20 protein-coding genes are annotated in these 23,317 nt (G+C 69.9%); 15 read left to right on the top strand and 5 right to left on the bottom strand.

From position 1 onward, the window contains the following. Positions 1-110: 110 nt before the first annotated feature. From EUA94_RS17655 to EUA94_RS17630, 7 genes are all read left to right on the top strand, one after another. Positions 111-1,070 carry a hypothetical protein gene (locus EUA94_RS17655; protein WP_129428217.1) on the top strand — a complete coding sequence of 320 codons (960 nt, stop codon included), beginning with the start codon at positions 111-113 and terminating at the stop codon, positions 1,068-1,070. Then, complete coding sequence (locus tag EUA94_RS22250; protein WP_165356991.1) at positions 1,048-2,178, top strand: AAA family ATPase; 1,131 nt, start codon at positions 1,048-1,050, stop codon at positions 2,176-2,178. Before EUA94_RS17655 ends, EUA94_RS22250 begins: the two co-directional genes overlap by 23 nt. After that, entirely contained in the window at positions 2,178-3,425 is a 1,248-nt protein-coding gene (locus EUA94_RS17650; RefSeq protein ID WP_165356989.1) for a vWA domain-containing protein, read from the top strand. The genes EUA94_RS22250 and EUA94_RS17650 overlap by 1 nt, the downstream gene beginning before the upstream one ends. A gap of 631 nt (positions 3,426-4,056) precedes the next feature. After that, positions 4,057-4,401, top strand: coding sequence for a helix-turn-helix transcriptional regulator (locus tag EUA94_RS17645; RefSeq protein ID WP_129428215.1), 345 nt, complete (start codon positions 4,057-4,059; stop codon positions 4,399-4,401). Continuing rightward, a complete protein-coding gene (locus EUA94_RS17640; RefSeq protein ID WP_129428214.1) occupies positions 4,391-5,623 on the top strand; it encodes a type II toxin-antitoxin system HipA family toxin in 1,233 nt (410 codons plus the stop codon). The genes EUA94_RS17645 and EUA94_RS17640 overlap by 11 nt, the downstream gene beginning before the upstream one ends. Positions 5,624-5,708: 85 nt before the next feature. Beyond that, positions 5,709-7,448 carry a hypothetical protein gene (locus EUA94_RS17635; RefSeq protein WP_129428213.1) on the top strand — a complete coding sequence of 580 codons (1,740 nt, stop codon included), beginning with the start codon at positions 5,709-5,711 and terminating at the stop codon, positions 7,446-7,448. Between the two features lie 12 nt (positions 7,449-7,460). Next, entirely contained in the window at positions 7,461-8,171 is a 711-nt protein-coding gene (locus EUA94_RS17630; RefSeq protein ID WP_129428212.1) for a UPF0158 family protein, read from the top strand. 299 nt (positions 8,172-8,470) lie between these two features. Here EUA94_RS17630 and EUA94_RS17625 read toward each other — a convergent pair whose 3' ends face one another. Then, the gene (locus tag EUA94_RS17625) at positions 8,471-9,505 is read right to left on the bottom strand and encodes a metallophosphoesterase family protein (RefSeq protein ID WP_129428211.1); all 1,035 of its coding nucleotides are present in this window, start codon (positions 9,503-9,505) and stop codon (positions 8,471-8,473) included. A 166-nt stretch (positions 9,506-9,671) separates the two neighbouring features. On the opposite strand from EUA94_RS17625, the gene EUA94_RS17620 reads away from it, so the two are divergent. Further along, a complete protein-coding gene (locus EUA94_RS17620; RefSeq protein WP_129428210.1) occupies positions 9,672-10,931 on the top strand; it encodes an esterase-like activity of phytase family protein in 1,260 nt (419 codons plus the stop codon). A gap of 7 nt (positions 10,932-10,938) precedes the next feature. Here the strand turns inward: EUA94_RS17620 and EUA94_RS17615 are convergent, their stop codons facing one another. After that, on the bottom strand, positions 10,939-11,262 hold the full coding sequence (locus EUA94_RS17615) for an STAS domain-containing protein (protein WP_129428209.1): 324 nt from the start codon (positions 11,260-11,262) through the stop codon (positions 10,939-10,941). A 225-nt stretch (positions 11,263-11,487) separates the two neighbouring features. On the opposite strand from EUA94_RS17615, the gene EUA94_RS17610 reads away from it, so the two are divergent. Next, positions 11,488-11,757 carry a helix-turn-helix domain-containing protein gene (locus EUA94_RS17610; protein ID WP_129428208.1) on the top strand — a complete coding sequence of 90 codons (270 nt, stop codon included), beginning with the start codon at positions 11,488-11,490 and terminating at the stop codon, positions 11,755-11,757. On the opposite strand, the gene EUA94_RS17605 is transcribed toward EUA94_RS17610, so the two are convergent. The 3 genes from EUA94_RS17605 to EUA94_RS17595 all read right to left on the bottom strand — a co-directional run bounded on the left by EUA94_RS17605 (position 11,754) and on the right by EUA94_RS17595 (position 14,140). Beyond that, on the bottom strand, positions 11,754-13,028 hold the full coding sequence (locus tag EUA94_RS17605; protein ID WP_129428207.1) for an RNA polymerase sigma factor: 1,275 nt from the start codon (positions 13,026-13,028) through the stop codon (positions 11,754-11,756). The genes EUA94_RS17610 and EUA94_RS17605 overlap by 4 nt on opposite strands. Next, entirely contained in the window at positions 13,025-13,369 is a 345-nt protein-coding gene (locus EUA94_RS17600; protein WP_129428206.1) for a YciI family protein, read from the bottom strand. The genes EUA94_RS17605 and EUA94_RS17600 overlap by 4 nt, the downstream gene beginning before the upstream one ends. 117 nt (positions 13,370-13,486) lie before the next feature. After that, complete coding sequence (locus EUA94_RS17595; protein ID WP_129428205.1) at positions 13,487-14,140, bottom strand: TetR/AcrR family transcriptional regulator; 654 nt, start codon at positions 14,138-14,140, stop codon at positions 13,487-13,489. A 93-nt stretch (positions 14,141-14,233) separates the two neighbouring features. Between EUA94_RS17595 and EUA94_RS17590 the strand changes: the two genes are divergently transcribed. From EUA94_RS17590 to EUA94_RS17565, 6 genes are all read left to right on the top strand, one after another. After that, on the top strand, positions 14,234-15,769 hold the full coding sequence (locus EUA94_RS17590) for an MFS transporter (protein ID WP_129428204.1): 1,536 nt from the start codon (positions 14,234-14,236) through the stop codon (positions 15,767-15,769). A 185-nt stretch (positions 15,770-15,954) separates the two neighbouring features. Continuing rightward, on the top strand, positions 15,955-16,971 hold the full coding sequence (gene pstC, locus EUA94_RS17585) for a phosphate ABC transporter permease subunit PstC (protein ID WP_242494947.1): 1,017 nt from the start codon (positions 15,955-15,957) through the stop codon (positions 16,969-16,971). Then, a complete protein-coding gene (gene pstA / locus EUA94_RS17580) occupies positions 16,968-18,158 on the top strand; it encodes a phosphate ABC transporter permease PstA (protein WP_129428202.1) in 1,191 nt (396 codons plus the stop codon). The genes pstC and pstA overlap by 4 nt, the downstream gene beginning before the upstream one ends. Further along, a complete protein-coding gene (locus EUA94_RS17575) occupies positions 18,155-19,849 on the top strand; it encodes a substrate-binding domain-containing protein (RefSeq protein ID WP_129428201.1) in 1,695 nt (564 codons plus the stop codon). The genes pstA and EUA94_RS17575 overlap by 4 nt, the downstream gene beginning before the upstream one ends. Continuing rightward, positions 19,846-22,455: a hypothetical protein gene (locus EUA94_RS17570; protein WP_129428200.1), complete on the top strand. Its 2,610-nt coding sequence runs from the start codon at positions 19,846-19,848 to the stop codon at positions 22,453-22,455. The genes EUA94_RS17575 and EUA94_RS17570 overlap by 4 nt, the downstream gene beginning before the upstream one ends. After that, on the top strand, positions 22,452-23,294 hold the full coding sequence (locus EUA94_RS17565) for a sortase (protein ID WP_129428199.1): 843 nt from the start codon (positions 22,452-22,454) through the stop codon (positions 23,292-23,294). The genes EUA94_RS17570 and EUA94_RS17565 overlap by 4 nt, the downstream gene beginning before the upstream one ends. Positions 23,295-23,317 lie beyond the last annotated feature (23 nt).

Raw genomic sequence — 23,317 nt, 5'->3', positions numbered from 1 at the left:
CGCCGCCACTTCCTCGTGGGACCAGGGTCGAGTTTGACGTGGAGTGCCGTACCTCCCCGGACTCGACCGCCGGCGAGCGCCATACCGCGACTCTGCTCGAGGACTGGACGGTGCTCACCCCTCACGACCTCGAGGCTGAGCGAGTGGGACTGGCATTTGGCGGCTTCTGTGACTGTCTAGCGCTCGTCCAGTCCGGTGTCCGCGTCGCGCAACGCTGGTGGCAGCTCAGCACGCGTCAGGAGGTTCCTGAGATCGCCTTCTACCCGGTCTACGGCTGGCAGCCGTCCATGGCAACTGCCTGCGCCTGCACGTTGGCGCCCGTCGATGGCTCCCCAAGGCTTCGCTTCCGTACGGCTATCGACGCGCGGGCGCACGAGACGAGCTCGCTGCACCTCGCAGCTCGCGGTAACGCCAGGCCCCATCACGCCCGCGCCCTGATCAATGCACTGCGACCGGTGGCGATCGACGTAGCTCCCGCCCGCCGCGGCTGGGAGCCGGTGGCGGACCGGCTCCGCGAGCCAGACGCTCTGAAGGTGCTCTGGGACTGCGGACTGCACCCTGCACGGGTGGCCGAGCTGCTCGATGTGGCTACTGGAGTCACAAGCCGCCTGTCGGCATCCTTTGCCCTTGGGCTTGCGTTCGTTCCCGACCGCGCGATGTCGCGCCGACACGAGATCGCTCGGCAGCGCGACGCCGACCTGGCCACCTGGCTCGTGTGGGACGGCACGGCCCCGGATCCCAGCCGCCCCCTCGAGTCCGGCGAGTGGCTGGGTCTTGGGCTCACCCCCCGGCAGTGTCAGGAGATGCTCGCTGCCGACATCACCGCCACGCTGGCGAACGAACTGGCAGCCACGCTTAGGCAACCCCTCGAGGACTGTGTGCGGCTGCTTCTGGAGAGGCCGATCCGAGGCGAGCTGTCCGAACTCGACCAACTCTTGGCCGAAGCCCGAGGCAAGCAGGACAGCTCGCCCGTGGCTGTCGGTGCCCCCCTGCAAACTCAGTCAACAGACATCCCGCTGCTCGACGCGCCACCTCAGGAGACACCGCATGGCGATCCGCACGCGCACTGACTACGAGAACGCCCTCCAGGCGGTCGGCATCTGCGTCAGCGCCCGCATCCCGGTGCTGCTATGGGGCAACCCCGGCGAGGGCAAGACAGCAGTGATCGAGTCCGCCGCGGGCCAGGGGTGGCACGTGGAGTCACTCATCATCAGTCACTACGAGCCTTCAGACTTTGCCGGTCTGCCCGTGGTGACTCCCGACGGTTCGGTCAATCTCGCCCCGCCCGGATGGGCCAAGCGTCTCGCGGCCGTCGACGGGCCCGCGATCGCCTTCTTCGACGAGTTCTCGACCGCCTCCCCGGCCCTGCAGGCCGCCGCCTTGAGGCCCCTCACCCACTACGAAGTGGGCTCGCTGACGCTGCCCCAGACGGTCTCCTTCGTCGCCGCCGCCAACCCTGCCGACGTCGCAGCGGCCGGATGGGAGCTCGCCGCCCCCACGGCCTCACGCTTCGTCCACGTCGACTGGTCGCTCCCCCTCGAGGTCTACGCCGAGGGCCTGGTCACCGGACACTGGCCGAGCCTTCCGGTGTACGAACGACCCGCAGACCTCGACGTCCTCACCGGCGACGAGCTGGTCCTGGTCTCGGGGTACCTGCGAGCCCGGGAGTCCCAGCTCAGCTCCATCCCGGCCGATGCAGCCTCGCGCGGCCGCGCCTTCCCGACGCCCCGCACCTGGGACTACGCCGCACGCCTGTCCGCCTTCGCCCGAGCCGTGAAGGCCACCCCAGACGTACGCCGCCTGCTGATCGCGGGATGCGTCGGTGAGGCCGTTGCCCACGAGTTCCTCTCCTGGGCCTCCGCCCTGGACCTGCCCGACCCCGAGCACCTGCTCTCGGCTCCCGAGCTGGCCATGTTTACGGGGATGAGGCCAGACCGCGTCTACGTCACCCTCCAAGGCGTCCTCGCTGCAGTGAGCCGCGACAACACCCCGCAAAGGTGGTCCGACGCGATCAAGCTGTGCGCGATCGCCGGCGAGCAATGCGGCCTCGACCCCGCCGTGCCGATCGTGCGCTCCCTGCTCCGCGGCGGCGTCCGACCCAGCGCGGCCCCCGTCCCACCAGAGATCAACGTGTTTGCCCCAGCCCTGGCCCTGGCCGGGCTGCTGCCGAGGTCCTGATGGACCTCACCAAGATCTCCGCGGCCAAGCTCTGGCTCATCAGCAGCGCACCGAGCCCGACCAAGACGCGGGCTCGCGAGTCACCTAAGGACTTGCCCTACCTCGCCACTGCGCTCTACGCGCTGATCCCCGTCCCCTCGCCCGAGGTCAAACGGATGACGGTCGATGAGTCCTGGCGCCTCTACATCAATCCCGTGTGGCTCACCGAGGCGACCGTGCCTGAAGTCGGGCAAGACCTGGCCCACCTGGTCTGGCACCTGCTCTGCGACCACGCGTCGCGTGCGCGCGACATGCGGGTCGACGTCCAGACCTCAACGCACTGGGAGCAGGGCACCGATGCAACCATCGCCGAAACATTGGCAGCCGACCTCCTCACACCCCAGGGCTGCAGTTCGGCCAGCGAGTTGGGCCTGCCGCCCGGGCTCAGCGCCGAGGAGTACTACGCGATCCTCTCCCGCCTTCCACCATCCGAAGGCGGGAGTACGGGGACGATGTCCCCACACGAGGGGTGTGGCAGCGGCGCCGATGGCCTTCCCCGCTCCCACGAGCTGCCTCCCGACGCCGACGCCGGCGTCGATCGCCACGACGCGCAAGAGATCCGCCGCACCGTCGCCATCGACTACAGCGAGCACGCCGGCCGTCGGGGAGACACACCCGGCGAGGCCTGGCGCTGGACCCAAACCATCCTCGAGCCGAAGATCGCGTGGGAACCCCTCTTGGCCCAGTCCGTACGACGTGCCGTGGGGTGGGCGGCCGGCCGAGGCGACTACACCTACTCCCGTCCCTCACGGCGGGCGAGCTCGGTCCGAGGGATCGTCCTCCCCGGGATGCGGCGCCCAGTCCCCCGGGTCTCAATGATCATCGACACCTCCGCCAGCGTCGACGACGGGCTCCTCGGCCGCGCACTCGGCGAGGTCGACGGAGCACTCCTGTCCCTAGGCGTGGCCGGCAGCGACGTCAGCGTCTACTCCTGCGACGCCGCCGTCCACACCGTCCAACGCGTCCGACGGGCTCGCGACGCGCGACTCGGCGGAGGAGGCGGCACCGACCTCCGCGCAGGCTTCGTCGCAGTCGACCGACAACGACCCCGACCTGATGTCGTGGTCGTCCTCACCGACGGCGACACGCCCTGGCCGCACCAGCCCCCGCCCAGCTGCGCCGTGATCATCGCGCTGCTGGGCAGACACCGATCCGACCTGCCACCGACACCGGCTTGGGCGGTCCGGGTGGAGTGCCTGTTGGACTAGCTCGCGAGTCTGGACAACCGAGTGGCCAGCGGTCAGCCAGCGTCGGCACGCTCTCGATGCGGCATCTGCACTGTGCAGAAACGGTTGCAGGAACCCCTCCAGACGACTGGTTGATAACGGTTCTCCGCACGGTCCACCACGACCCCTCACGTGGCATCCAATACGCCTCTGACCTGCGTAAACGTCAAAGCGCACTCTCGAAAATGACGGAACTCGGATGGGCCCAAGGAATGTTACGCGCTGCTACGGATCAGAAGGTTTGGGGTTCGAATCCCTACAGGCGCGCAAACCGAGAAACCGCAGGTCAGCGCGCTGACCTGCGGTTTTGCAGTGCCAGTCGCTGGTCGCCGCCCGTTGAAGCGGGTCGCTCACACCAGTTGGGTCCAGCAGAGTCGCTCCGCCTCGGGCGGCCCCGAGCGCGCGCGGGTGATCTCACGATCGAATTGATCCGGGTCCTTGGCTCCGGGTGCGACATCCCTTCCTGAGCCGTGCCCTGTGCGAGCAAGCGGGTCCCGGATGATCGTGGCGCGATCCGTTGGCACGATGTGGCGAGCCCGAGCGCCTGAGTAGGGACTCAGGTGTGCATTATTATGGCTCTAATGCTACCTTATGTACAAAGTAAGGATCACCCATGGCCAGAGTTCGCGTCTCACCTCGTCGTGGTGCTGCCGACGCTGCCGCGATGCTTGGGCAGCAGATCAAGGCCGCACGTGCAACGCGCAAGTGGACTGCGATCGAGTTGGCCGACCGCATCGGCGTGGACCGCCGTACGGTTGCCGCGATCGAGGCGGGGGATCCGAGAGTCTCCCTTGGCAACGCGTTCAACGCGGCCGACATCTTGGGAGTCCCTCTGTTCGGTGCTGAAGACCGTGCGGAGCTTGCGCGTCTGCGACGCGAGGGACGAGACCGTCTGGCGTTGCTGCCAACTCGCGTGGACAAGCCCAGGAAGAGGGCCGAGCCCGACGATGACTTCTGACCCGTATCGGTCACGTCGTGTCTTCGTCTGGACCTGGCTTCCCGGCGAATCGGTGCCGGCCGTGGCGGGGGCAGTCGACCGTGTGGGTGCGGATCGTCTGGACTTCACATACGCACGGTCGTACCTGAACAACGAGCACGCGATCAGCCTCTATGGCCCCGAGCTGCCGTTGCGACGCGGAGTTCAGGAGCCGTTGGACGGGCTGACGGTCGCTGCCTGCCTCAAGGACGCAACTCCCGACTCCTGGGGCGAGCGGGTGATCGGCAACCGCTTGGGCTCGGGAGACACCGAGCTCAGCATCGAGACCTACATGCTGGAGTCCGGTTCGAACCGGCTGGGCGCCCTCGATTTCCAGGAGAGTTCCAAGGAGTACCGCCCGCGGCTGGACACGGCCAGTCTGGATGAGCTCTACGACGCGGCCGAGAAGGTTCTTGCCGGTGAGCCGCTGAACCCGGCCATCGGTGATGCCCTGATGAATGGAACGGCCATCGGTGGTGCGCACCCGAAGGTGCTGATCAGCGACTCGGGTACTGAATACATCGCCAAGCTGTCGGTCTCCACTGACGTACACCCGTGGATCCGGGCGGAAGCCGTTGCTGGCGAGCTCGCGCGCCGCTGCGGCATTGAGGTGCCCCAGGCCCGCGTGATCCAATCGATGGGCCGTGACGTGCTGCTCCTTGAGCGGTTCGACCGCCTGCCCGGCGGCCAGCGCCGCCACGTCGTCTCAGGCCTCACGCTGCTGGGGTTGGACGCGCTCCTTGGTGCGCGCTACGGGTCGTACCCCGAGATGCTCGACGTCCTGCGCGAGCTTGGGCGGGCCCCGCAGGACGTCGGTCGCCGGCTCTTCGAGCGGGTGGTCTTCAACATCGCGATCGGGAACAACGATGACCACGCACGCAATCACGCTGCGTTCTGGGACGGGACATCCCTCGAGCTGACGCCTGCGTTCGACCTCACCCCACAGCCTCGTTCGACCGACACGTCAGCCCAGGCGATGGCGATTGGTCGTGACGGAAGTCGAGCCAGCCAGTTTTCGGTCTGCGTGTCCGCTGCCGCCGACTACGGACTCTCCCGGCCGGAGGCCCGAGAGGTTGTCGACCGAATTGTCTCAGTGATCGAGACCCAGTGGCTTGACGCGTCCGACGCCGCCGGCATGAGCGAGGCCGCCCGCAATGCGGTCTGGAAGCGGTCCATTCTCAACCGCTCGGTGTCCTACGAGTGACGCCGAGCGGTCGGTTCTCCATGTCTCCATCATCGCGCTCAGACGCGTCGCTCTGTGCAACGGCTTGGTCTCGTAGGGTCTGGCCATGCCCAAGAAGAAGCACGGCCGCGGGCACCAGCCGCAGCGACGTCGGCCGATTGCGCGGCCGACGCGGGCTGCGGATGGCTTAGAGGACCAGCAGCTGATCCAGACCCTGCGCTTGGCGTTGCGGTCCGGGGAGCCGCTGGAGTTCCTTGCGGTGGTCAGTGGGTTCCTGGAGGTCATCGATCCGCGCAGCCGCGACCCGTTCGCGCGGAGCGAGGGGCGGCCGGGACTCGACGACCTGGTCGAGTCGTTCATCGGAACGCCGTACGCCGAGACGACCGCCGCGCTGACCGCGATCAGGGCGCTGATGACCGATGAACTGGTGGCAGCCCGGATCGGTCGAGAGATGGAGACACGCCGTCACCCGCTTCCAGCGTGGCTGGACGTCCTCGGTCAGGCACGCCTTGATCCGGACGTGTGGTTCATGACCCATGTGCTGGGGGACGGCGACGACTACCTGCTCGGGGTCACGCTCCCATCGGGAGAGTCGCTCTCGGCGTTGGTCTACGTCGACCACAACATGGGGACGGTGGTGAAGGACGCATTCGTGGTCCCCGAGCCCGTTGAGGACTTGGCGATCAAGATGGGCACCCTGATCGACGAGCCGGATCAGTCGCTGACGCGCACCGACCCCGCGACAGCGCGCGCCGTGATCGAGGCGGCGATCGACTTCGGGTCGGCGCTCTATCCCCCGCTGACGTCGGACAGCTGGCCGATGTGTCGCCCTGTTGTCGAATGGATGCTGAGGATGCTGCCCACCGGTGGGGTGGCCCCCGACCGGCGGGACTTGTCGGAGCAGGAGAGGGCCGCGATTGCTGACGCGTTCTTCGTTTCGTCATACGGCGCCGCGCTGGACCGCGTGGACGAGCGCGACCTGCTGGAGAGCGTGCTGTGGTTCAGTACCGGCTACGCGACCGGGGATCCGTGGCGGTGGAGCCCGGTGACGGTCGAGATGCTGCTGGCCGACTGGTTTCCCCGCAAGGTGATCGCCGAGCCGTCGCATCTGGCGAAACTGCCGGACCTGCTCCGGGCCTACATCCGCTACTGCCACGACCGCAACGCCATCCGCGCCGACCTGACCGAGGAGACTCTGGCAGCAGTCGACCGGTACGAGCCGGCGTACCTGGACCTGATCCACAGCGACCGGCAGAAGTCGATCGCGGGTCTGGCGGAGGCGCTCCTGGAGTCTGAGCGTCTCAAGGGTCTGAGCGACAGCGAGTGGACGTTGGAGCACCTCGCGCGCGACGTCGGCGGGGTGGACGCCCTGATGTCGCTCGACGAGTCGGCGTTGCCGGACGAGGAGTTCGACTGGTCAGGCATCCCTGAGGACATTCGGCCCGCTGTGGAGGCGATCCTCGAGCAGTGTGATGGCTGTGCGGATGCGTTGTTCGACGTCGAGCACCGGACCGCCATGAGGCGGTTCCTGGGTCGGGCCGCTCGCACCGACCCCAAAGTATTCGCCCGCAAGGGCTCACCGGCGCGGGGCGCCGCAGCCGTGGCTTGGGTGATCACCACGGGCAACCAGACCGTCGGTGTGTGGTCCGCCGAGATGACTGCGAGAGACCTGCTCGCGCACTTCGGAGTGACCGGGTCCGTGTCCGATCGCGCCGGCACGCTGATGCGGGCTGCAGGAGTACCCACCGGGCATGCGACCAGCTCAATCGAGCTCGGAGATCCGGGGCTTCTCGTGTCGGCCCGGCGCCGTAGCTTGATGCAGTCCCGCGACAAGGCTTTGGCGTAGGGGTGACCCACCGTGGACGAACGTGAGGCCCTGACTCACCTGAGGTCGATCGTGATCCGTGGCGACAAGGCAGAACTTGTGACTGCCCTTGGGCGTGACCCGTGGCCCGCTGACTCATTGCAGCTGATCGGCGACGGCCTGCTTGCGGCGGTCCGCGCCCGTGCCGACGGGTCGGCCGACCTCGCGCACGCGTGCGCTACCGCCTTGCGGGAGCGGGGCTGGGCGGGAGACGGAGAGCTGGCCGAAGCCCTCGACGCCTCCCAGGGCATAGGACCAGCCCCCATGCTGCGCCCGTTGCCGGTCGACCTGGAGGATCTCTCGATGGTCCTGGAGGGCGACCCGGTCCAGGGTGGTGGGCGGATCGAGCTAAGCGGCGGCGAGGTGTGGCCCCAATCCGCGATCGAGTACGCCGAGGAGGTCGGTGAGACGGACGACGACGATCCCGACCGATGGCTGTGGGTGCACTGCGAGGGCTCGCACGAGGGCTACCTGGACATGGAGCGGTTCATCGACGACCTCGACGACCCGCCGTTTGCTGGCCTGCTGGCCCGCGCCATTTCCGGGCGCGGCGCCTTCCGCCGCTTCAAGGACACGCTGTCCGAACGCCCCGACCTGATGACGCGGTGGTACGCGTTCTCCAACGACCGGCAACGGGGGCGGGCCCGCAGGTGGCTCGCCGCCGAGGGCTTCACGCCAACCCTGCCGTCAGGGCGATCTGAATGAGGGGACGCAGAGGCGGCCGAAGGATGGGTGCAGAAACAGTTGCAGGAACCCCTTCAGAGGCCTGCTTGATAAGCATGTGCTGCACGATCCAGCACGAGCCCTCAAGAGGCATCGAATAGGCCCGTGACCTGCGGAAACGTCCACCGGCAGCTCTCAAAGATGACGGAGCTAGCGGGCGCCGGAAGAAGGATACGCGCTGCTACGGATCAGAAGGTTTGGGGTTCGAATCCCTACAGGCGCGCAGCGAGGCAGCGCCTGCCAGCGAGCGGAGCGAGCTGGACCAGGCGCGCTCAACACGCTCAGGGCTGGTCGGCGTACGGCACCCGCGTCCACGACAGGACCTGGGCGGCGCCGGGGCGGTTGACGGTCACCTCGAGGAAGTTCGTGTTGTTCGCCTCGCCGTCGACGGTGACGCGCACCAGGTCGTCGGCCTGGCCGGTCACGCCATGGATCGCGAGCCAGCGGGAGCCGGCCGAGAGGGGCCGGTCGACGTTGTTGACGTGGCTGTCGCCGTCGAAGAGGTAGACCTCGCCGTCGTACGTCGACGCCTCGTCGACCAGCGTCTGCACCAGGGGCTGGAAGGCGCTCAGGTCCCAGCCGGGCTGGTAGGACGGGTCGAACATGTCGGCCTGCTGGAAGAGCACGACCGCTCGCGCGTGGGTCTGCCGGGCGCGGCGGAAGGTGTCCTCGACGGACGCGATGACGGCGTCCATCCGGTGCGACTCCTCGGCCAGCTGGGGTGCGGTCGGCGCCGTGAGACCCAGGCCCGTCCAGGGAGCGCGGTCGTTGTTGCTGCCGACGACGTGCAGGGTCGCCATCTCGATCCCGCGGGCACGGAGCGACTGGTTCTCCGGGAGGCCGAGAGCCGCCTGGCTGCTGACCTTCATGGCCGGCGTGCCCAGTGTCCGGCCCGGTGCCTCGAAGAACGCGGCCCGCAGTGCGTCGAGGCGCTCGAGCGGGTCGTACGCGCCGGCCGCCGGTCGGTGGCAGTCGGTCCACTCGTTGTCGCCGGGGGTGTAGAGCAGCGGCATCTCGAAGCGGTCGAACTGCTCGCGGATCATCTGGTTGTAGGCATCGGTGCACGGCGAGGAGCCGTTCTTGATGTCGCCGACGTGGAAGGCGAGGTCGAGCCCGGGCTGGGCGTTGATCCGGTCGATCCATCCGGGGAACGCGGCGATCTGGGCGGCGCCGTAGGGGACGTCGCCGATCACGGCGAACGTCATGGGTGCGGGATCGGGCTTCCCCGGCGCGGCGAGCGACGGTGCGGGACCTGACAGGGCGAGCGTCGCGGCGACCGTCAGGCAGCACGCGACCGAGGTGCGGAGAATGGTCATGGTCCTTCCTCTCGCAGGGAACATGACCGCCGCCTCCTTCAGCGCGTGAACGGTGCGTGGACATCCGGCACCCGCACGACCCGCGAGCCGTCGGGACCGCGCGACTTCCTCCGAGCGACGTACGCCGTTCACTCGCACGTCACGGGCCTCCGATCTGGTGGTGCGCATGACCAGGATCGGAATTCTCGCGGCCGTCGCCCTCGCCCCTCTCGCCGTCGGCAACGCCGTCCACGCGACCCCTCGGGCCGACGTCGATCCGGCGCGACCGACGCTCGTGGGCTGGGCCAGCCTTCCGACGGAGACGTACGTCCCGGGCAGTGCGCGGAGCGGCTACTGGACCTCGGGCAGTGCGGCGGTGCCGGCGCCGTACCCCGGCCAGCCGGTGCAGGGGTTCTCGGCCACCCACGCCTACGCCGACGGCAGCTACCTCGTGATGAGCGACAACGGGTTCGGCGCCAAGGCCAACAGCGCCGACTTCGAGCTCGCCGTGCACCGGATCCGGCCCGACGTCGCGACGGCCAGGACCGCGTACGAGGGGCTCGAGTTCAACCTGAGCGACCCGGCCCGCCACATCCCGTGGCCGATCTGGCGCGACGGCGGCTGCGCCTCGACCACCCAGCTCCCGGCCGGATACTCCTGCCCGGCCCCCGACCGCGTCCTCACCGGCTGGGACTTCGACCCGGAATCGATGCAGATCGCCCAGGACGGGACCTTCTGGTTCGGCGAGGAGTTCGGGCCTTACCTGCTGCACACCGACGACCGCGGACGCCTGCTCGAGCCGCCGATCGCCACCCCCGGCGTGAAGTCCCCCTCGAACCCCACGCTCGCGGGCGCCACCCCCAACCTCGCCAACAGCAAGGGGTACGAGGGCATGGCGATCGCGCCCAACGGCCGCACGCTGCACCCGATGCTGGAGGGTGCCGTGGCCGAGGACCAGGCCGCCGGCCTCGCGGCCGACCTGCGGATCTTCACCGTGCGGGACGGCTCCTTCGAGGACGGGTTCCTCCGCTACCGGATGGAGTCCGCTGCCCACGCGCTCGGCGACTTCATCATGGTGAACAACCACCAGGCGCTCGTGATCGAGCGGGACAACCTCCAGGGCGCGGCCGCGGTGTTCAAGCGGATCTACCTGGCCGACCTGCGGGACCGGGACCGCGACGGCTACGTCGCGAAGACCCTGCTGGTGGACCTGATGGACGTCAGCAACCCGCACCGCCTCGGCGGCTTCGGCGACACGTTCACATTCCCCTACTTCACGATCGAGGACGTCGAGATCCTAGATCGGCAGACCATCGCGGTGATGAACGACAACAACTTCCCGGCCGCGGGTGGGCGCGGCTCCGCCGTCGCGGACGTCAACGAGTACCTCCAGATCCGGCTCGCCCAGCCGCTCCAGGTGCACCCTCGCCTGCTGCCGCAGCGCTGACTCGCGGTCAGGCGCGGGCGTACGACCGGCGCCGGTCCCGCAGCGTCCGGCGCTCGAGGGCGGCGAGGTCCGCGCGGAGCGGGCGGCTGCACCCGGTCATGGTGAGGACCACCCCGGCGGCAACGGCCGCGTCACAGCACCGCCGCAGGCCTTCGACACCGCCGAGGTCGGCGTCGGTCACCCGGGTGAGGTCCAGTCCGACGACGTGGGCACCATGCCGGACCGCTGCGTCCAGACTGCACCGCAGGTCGTACGCCGCCACGACGTCGAGACTGCCGTCGACCTCGATCGACGTGGCCCCCGCGACCGCGAAGGAGGTGATGTGGTGCATCCTCGGACTCCGCTTCGGATGGGCTGCTGACGATGACGTGCGTGAGGCCCAAGTCTAGGAGGAGGCGAGGGCTGCACCGGACCGAAACGTCAACTGTTCACACGGGCGTAACCCGCGAGCCCGTCAGGGCCGCGGCTGAGTCCGACAACGTCGCTTGAACGGACCTCCGAGAAGTCCCACGGACGACTGGCTTGCGTGTTCACCTCCCGGTCGTACTGTGCCGATGTGGCGACACCGGAACACGTGCTGATGAGCGATGCGATCTTCCTCTCCATGTCCGGTGAGGGTCGCCGGCTGCGTGAACGTGCCGACGTGTCCGTCCCCGAAGTGGCGGCCGCGGCGGGCACGGATGTGTTGACACTGCTGCGTTGGGAGACTGGCCAGGTCCTCCCGTCGGGTTCGCAGTCCATGGACTGGGCGCGCGTGGTCCACGTACTGCGCTGTCGTGAGCCGGCGTCGCACGATGCGCTCGACGGTTCGTGCCCGTGCAGCTAGCCGTTGGCTGGTCGAGCGGCAGGGTCGGGCGAGACGAGGCGCCGCTGGGGGTCGCTCATGGGAAGCATCGAGGCGATCGCGTCCGCTTCGGCCGCCTCGTCGTCGCGCCCCACGCGCCGCAGCAGCGCCGCGCGGGCGGCGTGCCGCAGGGCGTACCCGTCGAGCCCGGCGACGGCTTCGAGCTCGCGCAGACCAGCGTCGGCGCCGTCGCGCTCCCCGATGGCGACAGCGCGGTTCAGCCGGACGACCGGTGACGGGTCGATGCCGACCAAGGTGTCGTACCACGACACCACCGCAGACCAGTCCGTGTCCTCCCAGGTGGGTGCCAGCGCGTGGCACGCGGCGATCGCAGCCTGCACGACGTAGCGGTCCGGTGTCGTCGGCGTACGACGCAACGCCTCTGCCAGGAGCGACACCGCCTCGGTGATGTGGGCGCGGTTCCAGCGGTCGCGGTCCTGGTCGGCCAGGAGGATGACGCCGTCGGGCCCCGTACGCGTGTCGCGACGCGAGTCGGAGAGCAGGCCGAGGGCGAGCAGCCCCATGGCGCCGGGGTCGTCGGGCTGGAGCCGGTGGAGAAGTCGTGCGAGTCGGATGGCCTCGTCGACCAGCCCTTGCCGCACCAGGTCGTCGCCCGAGGTCGCGGTGTGGCCCTCGTTGAGCATGAGGTGCACCGTGGCGAGCGCCCCGGCCCACCGAGCGGGAAGCTCGTGGTCGGGCGGCACGCGGTAGGGGATGCGCGCGGCCGCGATCTTCTGTCGGGTGCGCACCAGGCGCTTCGCCATGGCCGGCTCGGCGACGAGGAGCGCTCGAGCCACTTCGGCGACGGTGAGCCCGCAGAGCGTACGGAGGGCGAGCGCGACCTGTGCGTCGAGCTCCAGGCTGGGGTGGCAGCAGGTGAACACGAGCCGGAGCAGGTCGTCGTCGACGACTGAGGGCGACACGTCGTCCCACTCCTCTCCGAGGTCATCGGTCAGCTCGGGACGATCCACGGCTGCCACCTCCTTCGGGCGTCGGGCGATCTCACGACGGAGCAGGTCGACGGCCCGGCGCCGGGCGGTCAGACGAAGCCAAGCGACGGGGTTGTCAGGCACGCCGTCGCGCGGCCACGTCTGCAGAGCGACCAGGGTCGCGTCCTGCACGGCGTCCTCGGCCAGGGCGAGGTCGCCCGTCCACCGCGTCAGGGTGGCCAGCACGTCGCGACCCGACGTACGCACCAGAGCCACCAGCGCGCGATGGATGTCGGCCGGGTCGGCCGAGGAGCCAGCGGTCATCCCATCGGGATGACGGGACGGACCTCGACCGCACCGTTCCACGCGGCCGGGATCTCCGCGGCCCGGCTGATCGCCTCGTCGAGGTCGGCGCACTCCAGCAGGAAGAACCCGGTGAGGACCTCCTTGGTCTCGACGTAGGGACCGTCGCTGGTGACCACGTCGCCGCCCTTCTCCGACAGGCGGATGGTCGTGGCGGTGGAGGTCGGGTAAAGGGCGGCGCCGCCTCGGAGGACGGCTGCTGCGCCGGCGCTGAAGGCGCCGTACTCGGCCATCTCGTCAGCCTGCTCGGGGGCGGTCCAGTCGACGTCGGCGGTGTAGGTGATGGCGGCGTACAGCGGCATGATCGGCTCCTCGGGTTGCGGTCGGCCCTGTGCCGACTCTCGCTGACAAGACGAACGGCGTCGACGGACGAGGACAACTCGCCGACCGGACTGGCCCGCTGGTCTGGACCGCCGAGCTCATGACCGTGCCAGTGCCGGCCAGTCGCCGCCGGCCCCGAGTCCGCGGTCGATGGCCATCAGCAGGCCCGCCAGGGTCGCCTGGCGCTCGGCCGGTGACAGCCCCCGGAGCGGGCCCTCGATGTTGAGCACCGCGAAGCCGTGGACCGCCGCCCAGCAGGTCACGTCCGCCCCCACGCGGTCCTCGGGCGCGAGGAAGCCGACCGCCACCAGGTCGTCGAGAGCGGCGTTGAGCATGCCGTAGGGGTCGTCGCCGGGTGCCAGCGTGCCGTCGGCACCCTTGCTGGCCGGCGGTTCGGGGTAGGCGGTGAAGAGCAGTCGGAACAGCCCGCTCTGGGTCAGCGCGAACTCGACGTACCCCTCGCCGATCTCCATCAGGCGTCGGCGCGCCCGGCTCACCGGGTCGGCCTCCGTCACGCCCGCGAGCCGGCGGTGGACCAGGTCGACCATCCCCGCAAGCGCACGCTCCGCCACCACGTCGACGAGGGCTTCGCGGTCGGCGAAGTGCCGGTAGGCGGCATTGTGGGAGACACCCAGGCGGCGCGCGAGCTCGCGGAGCGCGAGCGCCTCGGGACCTCCGTCGCGTACGACGTCGACCGCCGCGTCGACGAGCGCCTCCCGCAGGTTGCCGTGGTGGTAGGGCGAGGACGTCACGCCTGCAGCCTAGGCGATGTTGACAGCGGTAACTTCAACGGGCACCCTGATGTTACCGCCATCAACATTGCCCCTCACTCCTCCGGAGCCGACATGAATCGCAAGCCCCTCCTCCTCGTGACCGTCTGCCTGGCCGCGCTGACGATCAATCTCGACACCACGATCGTCAACGTCGCCCTGCCCAGCCTCGCCCGCGAGCTCGACGCCGACACCCGCGACCTGCTCTGGGTCGTCGACGGCTACAACCTCGCCTTCGCTGCCCTGGTCCTGGCCATGGGCAGCCTCAGCGACCGGTTCGGCCGCCGTCCCTCACTCGTCCTGGGGCTCGCGGCCTTCGCGACCAGCAGCGGGGTCGCGGCGCTCGTCGACAGCGTCGAGGCGCTGATCGCCCTGCGCGTCGTGATGGGCATGAGCGCGGCTCTCATCTTCCCCACCACCTTGTCGATCATCGCCAACGCGTTCACCGACCGCCGTGAGCGCGCCACCGCCCTCGGCATCTGGGGTGCCGCGGTGGGCATGGGCGTCGCACTGGGCCCGATCACGGGCGGCTTCCTGCTCGAGCACTTCTCGTGGCACAGCGTCTTCTGGGCCCTGGTGCCGGTCGGAGTGGTCGCGATCGGCATGACGCTGGCCTTCGTGCCCGAGTCGCGCGACCCCGCCGTCCCCGCGCTCGACCTGCCCGGACTGGTCGTCTCGGTCGCCGCGCTGGGCACGCTCACCTGGACCATCATCGATGCCCCCGAGCGCGGCTGGACCTCCTCCGCCACGCTCACCGGCTTCGCCCTGGCCGCGGGCCTCGCGCTCGTGTTCGTCCTGCTCGAGCGACGCACCGAGCACCCGATGCTCGACGTCACGCTCTTCCTCGACCGCCGCTTCAGCGCTGCGTGCGCATCGGTGACCATCGCCTTCTTCGCGCTGTTCGGCTTCATCTTCCTGATCACGCAGTTCTTCCAGTTCCTGCGCGACTACTCCGCACTCGACACAGGCGTCCGCATCCTGCCCGTGGCGATCTCGATCGCGGTCGCCTCGATCGCGGGCGGCCAGCTCGCACCTCGGTTCGGCACCAAGAGCGTCGTCGGCACCGGGCTCGCGCTGCTGGGGACGTCGTTCCTCTGGATCTCGACCCTCGACGTGGACGTCGACTACGCCACCACGATCATCCCGCAGATGGTGCTGATGGGACTCGGGCTCGGGCTGGTGACGACTCCCGCGACGGAGTCGATCATGCAGGTGCTGCCGCCGGCGCGCGCCGGCGTCGGCTCCGCGGTGAACGACGCCACCCGCGAGCTCGGCGGCACCCTCGGCGTGGCGATCGTCGGGTCGCTCTTCTCCTCCCTGTACGGCGCCCGCCTGGCGTCGCTGCTCGAGGGCCGTGTGGACGCCGCGACGCTCGACCAGATGCGTGACTCGGTGGGATTCACCGACGCCCTCGCTGCACGCGTCCCGGGGGTGACGGAGGCGATGGAGGTCGCCTTCCTGGACGGGCTGTCGCGGGGCTGCCTGGTGATCGGGCTGCTGTGCCTCGCCGGTTCGGCGGTCGCCTGGCTGGTGCTGCCCGCCACGCGGTACGACCCGCTGACCGAGGGCGAACTCGCAGCGGACGACCGCGCGGCCCAGCACGCCGCCTGAAGGACTGCAGCCCCGGAGTCGTTTCACTGCCGGGGCCCGAGCGTTGGCCCGCCGTTCACCTGCGATGACGGCGGCGTTCCGACGGGGACCGCATGCTGGCGACGCGCTCGGGCCGACCACCGATACGACCACGGACTGAGCGCGCCCACCGTCAGCACACTCTCGGGTCCGTTCGAAAGTCAGTCGTGACCACACTCCCCGTCCAGGACTCCGTCCTGCCTGCGGACCAACCGTCCCCACGGCGGTTGTCCCGCAAGGCGACCGGCGCCGACCGCGTCTTCGAGGTCGGCGCCCGAGCTATCGGGGCGACGGTGCTCGTCGTCACCGGCGGCATCGGGGCGTTCCTCGCCTGGCAGTCGGTGCCGACGCTGCAGCGCTACGGCTGGAGCTTCTTCACCGAGAGCGCCTGGCAGCCCGAGGCAGACGTTCTCGGCATCGGCGCGGTGCTGGTCGGCACGGTCTCGATCGCCGGGGTGGCGATGGCGTTCGCCTTCCCGCTTGCGCTGCTCACCGCGCTCTACATCAGCGAGTACGCCCCGGCAGGCTTGAAGCCGACGCTCGTCTCGATGGTCGACCTGATGGCAGCGGTCCCGTCGATCATCTACGGGATGTGGGGCTACTTCCTCGTGATGCCCCACGCGGCGGCCTTCAGCCTCTGGCTGCACCAGCACCTGGGCTGGATCCCGATCTTCTCGGTCGACGCCGATCCTGATGCCGCCGTGTGGGACCAGTCGCGCTACATCGGCAGCGCGTTCTGCGCCGGGATCGCCGTGGCCATGATGGTGCTGCCGATGTCGTGCGCGGTGATGCGCCAGGTCTTCTCGCAGACGCCTCCCGGTGAGAAGGAGGCCGCGCTCGCGCTCGGTGCGACCCGCTGGGGCATGGTCCGCTCCGTCGTCCTGCCCTTCGGCCGCGGCGGCATCATCGGCGGCACGATGCTCGGCCTCGGTCGGGCACTGGGCGAGACGATCGCGGTCCTGCTCATCATCTCGCCCGACTTCGTCATCAAGCCGCGCATCCTCGAGGTCGGCACCAGCTCGGTCAGCGCCCTCATCGCCGGTCGCTTCGGCGACGCCAGCGCAGCCCAGCTCTCGGCGCTGCTGACGGCGGGCTTCGTGCTCTTCCTGATCACCCTGGTCGTCAACACGCTTGCCGCGGTGATCGTGTCGCGGAGCCGCTCCGGTGCCGGGACCGACGCATGAACACCCCCGTGAGCGCGACGGACGAGCGCCCCGTGACCGCGTCTGCGGGTACGACGTACGTCCCGCTCATCGACCCCGACACCCCGCCACCGGCACCCCGTCCGGGCCTGGGCAGGCCGACGGCCGAGGAGCGCTTCACCGTCGTCGGCGCATGGGCGAGCGCCTTCGCCCTGGCGTGGCTGGTCACCCAGCGACTGCTGCCGCTCGGTGGGCCGGCGTGGCTGCTCGTGGTGTGGTTCGCGCTCGGCCTGGTCATGACCGCGGTGACGACCTCGATGTCCGGGCGCCGGGTCGACGTCGTCGACCGCGTCGTCGGCGGCATCGTCACCTCGGGCGCGCTCGTCGTCGGCTCGGCCCTGGTCAGCACGGTGGTCTTCGTCGTCTACCGCGGCTGGGAGCCGCTGCTGCACCTCAACTTCTTCGTCGACGACATGGCCGGCGTCGGTCCACGCGATCCCTTCGACCGCGGCGGCATCGGCCACGCCATCCTGGGTTCGGCCATCCAGCTGGGCATAGCGATCGCCGTGACCCTCCCCCTGGGCATCGGCACCGCGGTCTTCATGACCGAGGTCGGCGGCCGGTTCGCGGTCGTCGTCCGGACGATCGTCGAGGCGATGACCGCGCTGCCCTCGATCGTGGCGGGCCTGTTCATCTACACGGTGCTGATCGTGGCGATCGGCTTCCCGCGATCCGGCTTCGCGGCTGCGATGGCCCTGTCGGTGATGATGCTGCCGATCATCGCCCGCGCCGCCGACGTCGTCCTGCGCGTCGTCCCCGGCGGGCTGCGCGAGGCCAGCCTCGCGCTCGGCGCCAGCCGGTGGCGCACGGTGTGGCACGTCGTGCTGCCGACCGCGCGGCCGGGCCTCGCGACCGCACTGATCCTCGGCGTGGCCCGCGGCGTCGGCGAGACCTCGCCGGTGCTGCTGACCTCGGGCGTCGCCACGTTCTGGGTCACCAACCCCACCGACGGCGTCATGAACTCGCTGCCGCTCTTCATCTTCAAGGGCGCCCGCAGCCCGGAGCCGATGGACATCGAGCGCGCCTTCGCCGCCGCCACCGTCCTCCTGGTCCTGGTGCTGGCGCTCTTCGTGATCGCCCGCCTCGTCGCCCGTCCGCCCCGCGCCACCGCGCCCCGCCCCCGTCGTACGCCCCGCGCGAAGAGCGCGGCCGTCGAGGAGTCCGCATGAATGTCCGACTGCCCCGCCTCGTCGCCGCCCTCGCGGCAGCCTGCCTGCTCTCACTGCTCGGACTCGATGCCGCGGCGCAGGCCGATGACGGCCTCGGCAACGCCTCGCCGCGGGCGGCGTACGCCCAGATCGAGGGCTCGGGCTCCACCTGGTCGGAGGTGATCGTGCAGCAGTGGATCTCCGACGTCGACGCGCTCGGCATGAAGGTGACCTACAACGGCGGCGGGTCGTCGCAGGGCCGCAAGAACTTCGCGCAGAACGTCACCGACTTCGGCATCTCGGAGATCCCCTACCCGGGCGTCGACGAGTTCGGCAACGCCGACAACAGCAACGGCCGCGAGTTCGCCTACCTGCCGATCGTCGCCGGCGGCACGGCCTTCACGTACCAGCTCAAGATCGGCAACGAGCTGGTCCGCAACCTGCGCTTGTCGGGCGAGACGCTGACCAAGATCTTCACCGGCCAGATCACCGACTGGTCGGACCCGGCGATCACGGCGGACAACAACGGTCGCGCCTTCCCCAAGCTCGCGATCACCCCGGTCGTGCGCTCCGACGGCTCGGGCACGACCGCACAGCTGACCACCTGGATGGACGCGGAGTACCCCGAGATCTGGCGCCCGTTCTTCGGCAAGAGCGGCTACACGTCCTACTTCCCGCGCCAGGGCCGCACGCTTGCCCAGTCGGGCTCGGACCAGGTGATGAACACCATCTCCGGCTTCGCCGGCAACGGCACGATCGGCTACGTCGAGTACGCCTACCCGCTCAACAAGGACTACCCGGTCGTCAAGGTGCTCAACGACGGCGGCTTCTACGTCGAGCCCACGCAGTACAACGTCGCCGTCGCGCTGACGCAGGCCCGCATCAACGAGGACCAGTCCTCGCCGCTGTACCTCACCCAGATCCTCGACGGCGTCTACAACGCCACCGACCCGCGGGCCTACCCGCTGTCGTCCTACAGCTACATGATCATCCCGACCGGCGCTCAGGACCAGCGCATGTCGACCGCGAAGCGGCAGACGCTCGGCGACTTCATGTACTACTCGCTCTGCGAGGGCCAGGCCAAGGCCGGCCCCTACGGCTACTCGCCGCTCCCGTTGAACCTGGTGCAGGCGGGCTTCACACAGCTCGCCAAGCTCAAGACGGCCGACCCGGCCGTCGACATCGAGAACCGCGACGCCACCAAGTGCAACAACCCCACCTTCGTCGCCGGCAACCTCAAGCAGAACAAGCTCGCGCAGATCGCACCGCAGCCCGCGGCGTGCGACAAGCAGGGAGACGGGCCGTGCGGCACCTCGACCGGCACCGGCGAGCCGTCTACCGACGAGAACACCGCCGAGACCGCGACCGGTGACGGCGGTGAGGCCGCGACCGCCGTCGATGGCAAGGGCAAGGGCAAGGGCGGCGGAGCCGCGCCGGGCGCCGGAGGAGGAGGCGGCGATCCCACCACCACCGAGGTCGACCCGGTCACCGGTGAGGTGGTCGCGGTCGACGGCGCCTCCGCGACCGGCGCCACCGGCACGACGGGCACAACGGCCGACCCGATCTACGCCACGCCGACCGAGCTGTCCGCCAGCCGACCCGGTGACGGGCGGGCCTTCGGCGCCCTCGCCGCCCTCGAGCTGTTGGCGCTGGTCCTCGTCCCCGGCCTCCTCATCGCTCGGGGCGTACGCCGACGGGGTGCGAGCCGATGACGCGCCGACCCCTGGCCGTCGCGGTCGTCGCCCTCGCGCTCGGCCTCCCGGCCGTGGCCGGCCTCGGAAGCGCCGCGACCGCGGCTCCCGACGACGCCGCAGCACCGGCGTACAGCCAGACGAAGCACCTCGACCGCACGATCACGGTCCAGGGCCAAGAGATCGAGATCGACTCACGCGACATGACCGTCACCGTCGACCGCACCACCGAGCTGCGCGGGCGCGAGCGCGTGAACATCGCGTGGACCGGCGCGCACCCCACCGGCGGCCGCGCCTCCAACCCGTTCGGCGAGCAGGGTCTCCAGCAGGAGTACCCCGTGGTGATCCTCCAGTGCCGTGGCGTCGACGACGCATCGCTGCCCGTGGACCAGCAGCTCTCGCCGGAGACGTGCTGGACCTCCTCACGTGTCCAACGCACGCAGCTGGTGGACGACACCGAGGCGGTGTGGCGCCACGACAAGCACGCCAGCGACGCGCAGCGCGCTCAGAAGTTTGGCCTCGACCCGATCCCGGCCGAGTGCGAGGACGTCTCCACGTTCTCGACCCACATCACGCCGTTCCGCGCCGCCAACGGCACCGTCTACGCCGGGTGCACCGCGGCCACCATGCCGCCCGAGGCCGCGGTCGGCGCCGCCTTCCCGCCCGCCGAGATGGCCGCCTACACCGACCTCGAGGGCAACGGCCACGTGAAGTTCGAGGTGCGCTCCGACATCGAGAACGAGTCGCTCGGCTGCAACGACAAGGTCGCCTGCTCGATCGTGGTCATCCCGATCCAGGGCATCAGCTGCATCGACGAGGACCCGGCGTGCAGCCGTGGAGGCCAGTTCGAGCCCGGCTCGAGCAACTTCGCCAACCAGGGTGTCGACCTCACCGCCTCGCCGCTGATGTGGTGGGCGCAGTCCAACTGGCGCAACCGCTTCTCCGTGCCGATCAGCTTCGGCCTGCCGCCCGACGCCTGCACGGTGCTCGACTCCCGCGCCCCCACCGGCTTCTACGGCTCCGAGCTGATGGCGCAGGCGTCGCTCCAGTGGTCGCCGAGCTACTGCCTGGACAAGAAGCGCTTCAAGTTCCAGCACAACAAGATGGCCGACGCCGCTGGCTTCGCCCTCGCAGAGAACGGCGGCGGCGCCGCGGCGTTCGTCTCCGGCGAGCACACCGTCAAGGGCACCGACCCGATGGCCTACGCCCCGACGGCGGTGACCGGCTTCTCGATCGGATACGTGATCGACCGACCCGGCAACGTCGGCGAGTTCACCGACCTCAAGCTCAACGCCCGGTTGCTCGCCAAGCTCATGACGCAGTCCTACCTCGGCAGCGAGATGGGTCGCGCGCACCCCGGGATGAGCACCAACCCCGTCTCGATCAACCTCGACCCCGAGTTCCAGCGGCTCAACCCCGGCCTCGACACGACGAGTCGCGAGGCCGCTGCCACGCTGCTCTCGCTGTCGGAGTCGAGCGACGTGATCGAGGCGCTGACGGCGTACATCGCGCAGGACGAGGACGCGATGGCGTGGGTGGACGGCAAGGCCGACCCGTGGGGCATGTCGGTCAACCCCAGCTACAAGAAGATCACTCTCCCGACAGCGGAGTGGCCGCTGCTCGACGACTTCGTCCCGACGTCGCTCGACGAGTGCCACCAGCAGAACCCCACGCCCTACTTCACCCAGCTCGCCGCGCCGGTCAACTCGATGCGCAAGATCGCCGAGGCGATCCTCGACGCCTGGCCCAACGTGCAGACCAAGTGCGACCGGGCGACCACCACCGACCCGTGGAAGATCGGCCGCGTCGACCGCCAGGGCGTCGGCACGCGCTTCATGCTGGGCGTCGTCAGCATGGGCGACGCGCAGCGCCTCGGCCTCGACGAGGCGAAGCTGGCCACCCGTCGCGCCTTCGTCGGGCCGACCGACAGCGGCATCGTCAAGGCACTCCGGCTGGCCGAGCCGAGCAAGAGCGGCGACGAGCCCTTCACCCTCGACATGGCCGACATGGTCAGGGCCGACGCCTACCCCGGCACGATGATCGTCTACACGGCAGCTCGTACGGCGAACCTGCCGCAGGAGGACGCCGACAAGGTCCAGCAGTTCATCGAGATCGCGACGACCGAGGGCCAGCGCCAGGGCTACGGCAACGGCGAGCTCCCGCCCGGCTTCGTGCCGATCTCGAAGAGCGGTGTCACGGCACCGCTGTGGAAGCAGGCCAGGGCCGTCGCCACCGCCATCGGTGAGCAGAAGGGCGTGACCCTATCGGAGACCGGCACCGGGACCGGGACCGGCACGAGCGACAGCTCGGGCGACGGATCCGGTGTCGGATCCGGTGTCGGCACCGGCGGCGGGCTCGGCCCGGGCAGCGTCACCACGGTCGACGGCCCGGACGAGAGCGCGGGTCAGGGCCAGGGCAAGGGTGAGGGCAAGGGCGGCGCGGGCAAGAACGCCGACAAGGGCGCCGACAAGGACGTCGAGCCGGAGGCCGTGGCGATGCCGCCCACGGCGGCCGTGTCGTCCCCGGTGGCCGATCGGCTGCTGCCCCTCCTCCTCCTCGTCGCGATCGCCGGCGCGGTCGCGGCCAACATCGGTCGGCTGCGCCGTCTGCGCAGGGGGCCACGGTGAAGGACGACACCTGGTCGGCGATCTCCACCACCTCCATCATGTGCTGCCTGGTGGCGGGCTGGATGGCTGCGCAGATGCTCTACCTCGGTGGCCTCGCCCAGGACCGCAGCCAGGACCGGCTCTACTCCCAGTTCCGCGGCGAGCTCGCGGCCGCGACGGCGCCCATCGGCCCGGTGACCGAGGTGGGAGCGCCCGTCGCGACGCTCGCGATCCCGCGCCTCGGCGTCCACCAGGTCGTCGTGGAGGGCACCGCCTCCGGCGACCTGCTCACCGGGCCGGGACACCTGCGCAACACGGTCCTCCCCGGTCAGCTCGGCACGTCGGCCGTCTTCGGCCGCGCCCGCACCTACGGCGGTCCGTTCGCCCGCCTCGGCGAGCTGGCAACGGGCGACCAGATCACCGTGACCACGGCCCAGGGCGGCAAGCGGTTCAGCGTCATCGGCGTACGACGTGCCGGTGACCCGTTGCCGCAGCCACGACCCGACGGGGCGGCGCGCCTCGTGCTCGTGAGCGGAGAGGCGAGCGGGAGCCGGTTGCCGTCGCTCTCCGCGGGCGGAGTGGTCTACGTCGACGCGGAGGCCGCCCAGGCCTTCGACACGCCCGCGGGTCTGCCCCGCGTGGTCCCTGATCCGGAGCAGGTCATGGGAGCGGAGTCGGGAGCGGTCATGCCGCTGCTGGTGCTGTGCCTGGCACTGCTCCTGGCGCTGACCCTCACGGTCATCGCCGCCCGGCAGCGGTTCGGAGCCGCCCTGGTGTGGGTGGTCGCGACCCCGGTCGTGCTCGCCGTCGCCTGGCTCACGACCGACGTGGTCATGCGCCTGCTGCCCAACCTGATGTAACCGAAGTGACCTGCACCACCCAT

Origin of the sequence: Nocardioides zhouii (assembly GCF_004137345.1) — a bacterium.
Taxonomy (GTDB): domain Bacteria; phylum Actinomycetota; class Actinomycetes; order Propionibacteriales; family Nocardioidaceae; genus Nocardioides; species Nocardioides zhouii.
This window is presented reverse-complemented; position numbering and strand designations above follow the sequence as displayed.

Coding starts and splice junctions, on each gene's coding strand:
- EUA94_RS22250 (WP_165356991.1), top strand. CDS start 1,048: ATGGCGATCCGCACGCGCACTGACTACGAGAACGCCCTCCAGGCGGTC.
- EUA94_RS17650 (WP_165356989.1), top strand. CDS start 2,178: ATGGACCTCACCAAGATCTCCGCGGCCAAGCTCTGGCTCATCAGCAGC.
- EUA94_RS17645 (WP_129428215.1), top strand. CDS start 4,057: ATGGCCAGAGTTCGCGTCTCACCTCGTCGTGGTGCTGCCGACGCTGCC.
- EUA94_RS17640 (WP_129428214.1), top strand. CDS start 4,391: ATGACTTCTGACCCGTATCGGTCACGTCGTGTCTTCGTCTGGACCTGG.
- EUA94_RS17635 (WP_129428213.1), top strand. CDS start 5,709: ATGCCCAAGAAGAAGCACGGCCGCGGGCACCAGCCGCAGCGACGTCGG.
- EUA94_RS17625 (WP_129428211.1), bottom strand. CDS start 9,505: ATGACCATTCTCCGCACCTCGGTCGCGTGCTGCCTGACGGTCGCCGCG.
- EUA94_RS17620 (WP_129428210.1), top strand. CDS start 9,672: ATGACCAGGATCGGAATTCTCGCGGCCGTCGCCCTCGCCCCTCTCGCC.
- EUA94_RS17615 (WP_129428209.1), bottom strand. CDS start 11,262: ATGCACCACATCACCTCCTTCGCGGTCGCGGGGGCCACGTCGATCGAG.
- EUA94_RS17605 (WP_129428207.1), bottom strand. CDS start 13,028: ATGACCGCTGGCTCCTCGGCCGACCCGGCCGACATCCATCGCGCGCTG.
- EUA94_RS17600 (WP_129428206.1), bottom strand. CDS start 13,369: ATGCCGCTGTACGCCGCCATCACCTACACCGCCGACGTCGACTGGACC.
- EUA94_RS17590 (WP_129428204.1), top strand. CDS start 14,234: ATGAATCGCAAGCCCCTCCTCCTCGTGACCGTCTGCCTGGCCGCGCTG.
- pstA (WP_129428202.1), top strand. CDS start 16,968: ATGAACACCCCCGTGAGCGCGACGGACGAGCGCCCCGTGACCGCGTCT.
- EUA94_RS17575 (WP_129428201.1), top strand. CDS start 18,155: ATGAATGTCCGACTGCCCCGCCTCGTCGCCGCCCTCGCGGCAGCCTGC.
- EUA94_RS17570 (WP_129428200.1), top strand. CDS start 19,846: ATGACGCGCCGACCCCTGGCCGTCGCGGTCGTCGCCCTCGCGCTCGGC.